The following is a 5,627-nucleotide window of genomic DNA, read 5'->3' on the forward strand; positions in this document are numbered from 1 at the left end:
ATATACTATTTTCCACAAAAAGTAAAGTTAAACATACATTGGAAAAGCACTTATTTTCCCCCGCGTTAACGGGCAGTAAGACTCCCACTGATTAAAGTTCACTTTACTGATAATGAGTACGTTCCATCGCCATTATCATATTTATATACATACAAGTAATACTTGCCTGGTTTTGCATTAAATTTCGCTTCTATATGATTCCTATTGGCTTGACCGTAAGCTGCATAATTTTGCATATCTGATTCATGGTGAAGTACCCATGTCATCCCAATTCCATACTCATTTAAAACAGAAATGTCGATATCTTTCGCTGATGCTACATTAAATGTATAAACATCAGTGTGGTCCCCGCCAATAAGACTGCCTTTTATCGTACTATTTAGCCCGATACGATTTGCTTCTTCTAGACGATTATTTGGTTCTGATTCTGTTAAACTTCCATCTTTAATCGTAACAGTTGTTTCGCTTCTGCTCTCTTTGCCTTTATCATCTTTTACTCTTAACGATACTTTATAAGAACCTTCTCTTTCATATACATGTACTGGATTCACTTCTGCACTTGTGCTTCCATCTCCAAATTCCCATAAATAAGAAACAATTTTTCCATCTTCATCGTTTGAGCCATCACTTTTAAATTGAATTCCCTCTTTTACAAGACCGCTATAAGGGCCATTTATATTAACCGTTGGAGCTTTATTTTCTCCATCATCTTTTGCGATTCCATGGAAGACTACATCATATTCAAATTCATTTGAACTATTCACACGATAATTGACGAAGTATGCTGTAACAGTTTTGTAGCCACTCCATTCTTTTTGCGCCAATTGTTCTAAAGATTCATTTACTCTTTTACTCATTGCTTTCCAATCTTCTGATTCACCTTTTGTGACACTACCTGTATACGTACCTTCTAATGTAAATGTATTAAAGAATTGAGAATTATGTTTTGTCATTTTTGTATCTTTCATAGGCAACGTATCACTAATTTCTTTTTTCACTTCAGTTAACGATTTCGGTGCATGTTCAGCTAAATAATCATCTGCTACTTCCGGTACATTATATTTATCTTGATTATCAATTAACTGCTGCATATACTCTTGATACTCTTTATTTAACTTAGGATCTTTACTTAGATTTTCACGATATGCATCATAATTTTTCACGTCATTCGCACGAATCAAATCTTGAATTTTATCAAATGTTTCAAACTGATGCGTATATAAGTAAGACTGCAATGCGAACGAGTAATTATAGAAATCCCAAGAACCGTATTTAGCAAATAGTGTACGCTCTGCTGTATAACGGCTTGCAGGATCAGATGATAATCCGCTAATTATACTCTTTCTTGGTACAACGTTATTCGTACGAGTAGATCCTGCGAAAAACTCTGCATTTCCTTCTTGGAACCAAGTTAGCCTTTCATTTTGATACATATCTCCTCTTCCAAATAAACCAGGAACTTCATATCTCCCTTGCAGATAATGAGTAAATTCATGACGGAATAACTCTTCTAAACTATAAATACTTTGCTCTGGTGTACGCTCATATGTAAAGAATGTACCTGTCTCTTCAATATAAATTCCACCGTTGTTTGTTTCATATCCATACAATTGTCTATTTAACTGATATTCATCTGGACTATTATAAATTACGATCGTTAATACATCATCCGCATTTCCTGGCTCTAACGCTTTGTCATTTCCAATTACACGGTGATACTGTGCCTTTACTTCCTTCGCAGCCCAATATAGTCTCTTAATTTTTTCTTCTGATACTTTATCTCCTGTTTTGAACACAATTGATCCATCGTCGAATGTATACGTTTTTGGTAAGTATTGCTCTTTTCCTTCTTTACGTATTTTCTCTAAATCTACTGTATTCCCGCTATAATCTTTACCATTATAATTTGTTGTAATTTGTTCTACCGCAACAAAATACGGTTCACTTAAGCGCGGGTACATATGCATTGCTTGTGTAACAACCTCTAATCCTTTATTTGGATTACTATGAAACTTCCCTAAACGGCTAGCAAAATAAATGCCATTATTAACAAGCCATTTATTTTCTGGCGTTACTTCATTTAGAAGAGCAATACGATTTATTTCATTAATAAACCCATCTACTTTTCCATACCACATCGTTTCATTCGCTTCTTTACGAGCTTCAGTTAAGTACGACTGTATATCATAGTCAATACCTTGCATGATATCGTATATTGCTTGTCCCTTCATTCGATCATTTACATAAGTAGTATAATTATCATTGTATTGCTTTAAAATATTCGATGCGTATTGAACCGTTTCAACATCGCTTGAAGCATTACTAATTAATTTACCGTATGCAGATACGACTGTATCTTGTTCAACTGTACCAAGCTTAAAGTTTGGATTGTTTGCGATTGCTTTTAAAGCAGGTAAACATTTATCCTGGAAGCTTCTTTCATTTAAGTCGCTTAATTCACTATTATAAAATGCAAGATAAAAAGCTGAACGCAGCACTTCAGTAAACGTTTGAATTCCTTTTGAATCATCTTTTGTAAATGTACTACCTCTATGAGCTAATTCATCTATAATGACTTGCATTTTTCCTTTATCTTTATAAAAAGCCTTTGCATCTTCATTAAACTGGAATAAGTCTGTAATTTGGTGCCACTTAATACTGCCTAACGTTTCAACTAATTCTCGATCATTCATTTTGTTTAAATCAGCCATTGAATAGCTTTCTTTAACTTGCTTTACTGCAGTTTTCTTCGTAATAGATGCTGGTCGCTGTGAAAAATCTCCTACTTTTAAACGTTCTTGAAATGATAAAGTTTCATCAACTTTTGAAATATGTCCAACTTCATCTACCGACTTTTCAATTCCAACCGGTTTCGTTTTCAACACGTTATACGGTACTTTTTCTTCCGCTGCTGCATGAGTTTGAAGTGCGCCTAACGATAAAGCCATTGTACTAATGCTAAGCATCACTTTATTGATCTTTGATTTCTTGTTCATATCCTTGCCCCCTATTTTAATATTCCATTCAAGAATTTAACATAAAATCTGGATGTAACAATATAAAATGCAATATTTCATATTATTTCTTCCTATAATTTGTACATATCGTGAACACATTGCTCTTTACCTCCCTAAAACAAATTGCATCCTTTCACATTATAAAAAGGTAATTTTTTGACAATTAAAAACTTAATTGTTATGATTATTATAATTGTTAACTTTATTAAATAAGGGTGGGATTCTATGATAAAAAAAGAAAACAGTGTATTTTATATCTCCTTCTTGCTAACAACATTATTCATTATATGGGGAATTACCCCAGCAAGTTGGATACAAGGCTACGATTTACAAAGTGTTACATCTTCTTTAAACTCATTTATCCTCAATAAATTTGGGTGGTTTTACTCTCTACTTATGACTACAATGATTATTTTGGCTGTTTATTTAGCATTTTCTAAGTACGGTTCTATTCGTCTTGGTAAAGATGGAGAAAAGCCAAAATATAATTATCCATCTTGGCTATCCATGTTGTTTGGGGCAGGAATGGGAATTGGACTCCTCTTTTATGGAATCGCTGAACCGATTTCACATTTTACAGATCCATTAACAGGAAAAGCGGGGACAGAGGAAAGTGCCAAACTCGCTATGCAATATTCATTTTTCCACTGGGGACTCTTTCCGTGGTCACTATACGCAATGGTTGCTTTAACAATTGCATATTTCACATTCCGCAAACAAAAAGGTAGCACTATCGGGGCTACAGTTACTCCATTATTTAATCGATCGAAAAATTCTCGTATCGGAAAAACAGTTGATATTCTAGCTGTTTTAGCCACAGTATTTGGCATTGTGCCATCTGTTGGGATTGGTGCTCAACAAATTGCTGGAGGATTAAGCTATTTATTCCCTTCTATTCATAACACTTTACTTACACAGCTCGTACTTATCGCCATCTTCGCCGTTTTATATTTAACGAGTGCACAAACTGGCTTAGATCGTGGGATTAAATATTTGAGTAACTTAAATTTCTCTCTTGCAGGTATTTTACTCGTCTCCTTTTTATTTTTAGGGCCAACCGTATTTATTATGAAATATTTCACATCTACACTCGGTTCTTATATTGGAGCTTTGCCTAGTATGGGATTAAATTTAGGAGCATTTAATGAAAAATCTTCTTCTTGGATTGAAAACTGGACTATTTTCTATTGGGGATGGTGGATTTCTTGGTCTCCATTCGTCGGTACATTCATCGCTCGTATTTCTAAAGGGCGCACAATAAGAGAATTTATTTTTGGAGTTGTATTAGTCCCGACTCTTATCTGTACATTTTGGTTTGCAGTATTTGGTGGTACCGCAATCCATATGGAAATGTTCCAATCGCTTGGAATAGCTGATGAAATTGCAAAAAATGGTACAGAGATTGGATTATTTGCTGTTATTTCACATCTACCATTCTCTACATTTTTAACGATTATCGGGTTAATTTTAGTAGCCACATTTTTCGTTACTTCTGCCGATTCAGCAACATTTGTTGTTTCCATGCAAACGAGTAACGGAAGTTTATCACCGAAAAATAGTTTAAAACTTATATGGGGATTAACAATCGCGATAATTGCCGCTATTTTATTACAAGCTGGAGGATTAAATGCACTACAAATCGCAGCTATAATTGCTGCGCTACCATTTTCTATTGTAGTCGTTCTTATGGTTACTTCACTCTTTAAAGAGCTACGAAAAGAAGATGTTAATTTGCAAACGAAAGAAGTGCCGAAAAAAATAAAAAAGGTTATGTAACGATTGGCGCCTCAAATCACTTCTAAATCCGTAATAAAACCCATTCATATGAAATATCATTTTCATATGAATGGGTTTTTCACTCTATTATATAGTGTTGTAAACATGCTTTTTCCTCAAAACCTACTTTCTTGTACAATTTCATCGCACGATCATTATTCGTATTCAAACATAGTACTATCTCTCTCATCCCTTGGAAGGAGAAAATATACTGAATTGCCCCTTGTAATATCCGCTCTCCGACACCTTTTCTTCTACTATTTTCAGCGGTTGCAATAAATTCAATATTCGCTTCATGAAACTCCGGATTTACTTCAACATATACATAACCTTCTAACTTACCATTCTTCATACTTACAAATAATTTATTCGTATCACTTAAACGTTCAATGATTTCATTTCCTTCATAATATGTATTAGGAAAAATATTATTATGTAAAACAATAAACTGCTCAAATACTTGTTGAGATGCTTCCTCTACTTGATTTATTGTACATTGCTCCACATTAGTTTTCTTTAAAATTAAAACGCTATGTTTCTCTTGTTTTTTAGCTTGTAAATATTTCATAAAGTCGATGCCATTACTATTTTTCACGTGATAAAATCCATGAAACTTTTGAATATGAAGTGGAATTTTCTCGATAAGTTTCTTCCACATACTTAAAGCAATCTCTCCCCAATTCGAAGCTATAATAAAAGGCCCCCAAATCTCCGCACTTTCGCTTACCTTATCTATATCAAATCCTAATACACCTACAATTTCATTATTATCATTATAAGAAACGACAAAAGACTTCTCCCACCCTATATCAGAAAAACCATGAAGAATAGCGT

Annotated in this window: 3 protein-coding genes; 1 reads left to right on the forward strand and 2 read right to left on the reverse strand. The window is 33.9% G+C overall.

Going from position 1 to position 5,627, the window contains the following annotated elements; all coding sequences use genetic code 11:
• Positions 1 to 98 precede the first annotated feature (98 nt).
• The gene (colA, locus tag ABWK52_RS19475) at positions 99 to 2,996 is read right to left on the reverse strand and encodes a collagenase ColA (RefSeq protein ID WP_098541014.1); all 2,898 of its coding nucleotides are present in this window, start codon (positions 2,994 to 2,996) and stop codon (positions 99 to 101) included.
• Positions 2,997 to 3,242: 246 nt separating this feature from the next.
• Here colA and opuD point away from each other — a divergent pair, with 246 nt between their 5' ends.
• The gene (opuD, locus tag ABWK52_RS19480; RefSeq protein WP_000591580.1) at positions 3,243 to 4,793 is read left to right on the forward strand and encodes a glycine betaine transporter OpuD; all 1,551 of its coding nucleotides are present in this window, start codon (positions 3,243 to 3,245) and stop codon (positions 4,791 to 4,793) included.
• A 79-nt stretch (positions 4,794 to 4,872) separates the two neighbouring features.
• Here opuD and ABWK52_RS19485 read toward each other — a convergent pair.
• Positions 4,873 to 5,627 (reverse strand): GNAT family N-acetyltransferase (locus ABWK52_RS19485; RefSeq protein ID WP_353772084.1); only part of this gene is annotated, 755 nt, incomplete at its 5' end.

The sequence above is a fragment of the Bacillus sp. AP50 genome, assembly GCF_040492675.1.
GTDB classification, from domain to species: domain Bacteria; phylum Bacillota; class Bacilli; order Bacillales; family Bacillaceae_G; genus Bacillus_A; species Bacillus_A cereus.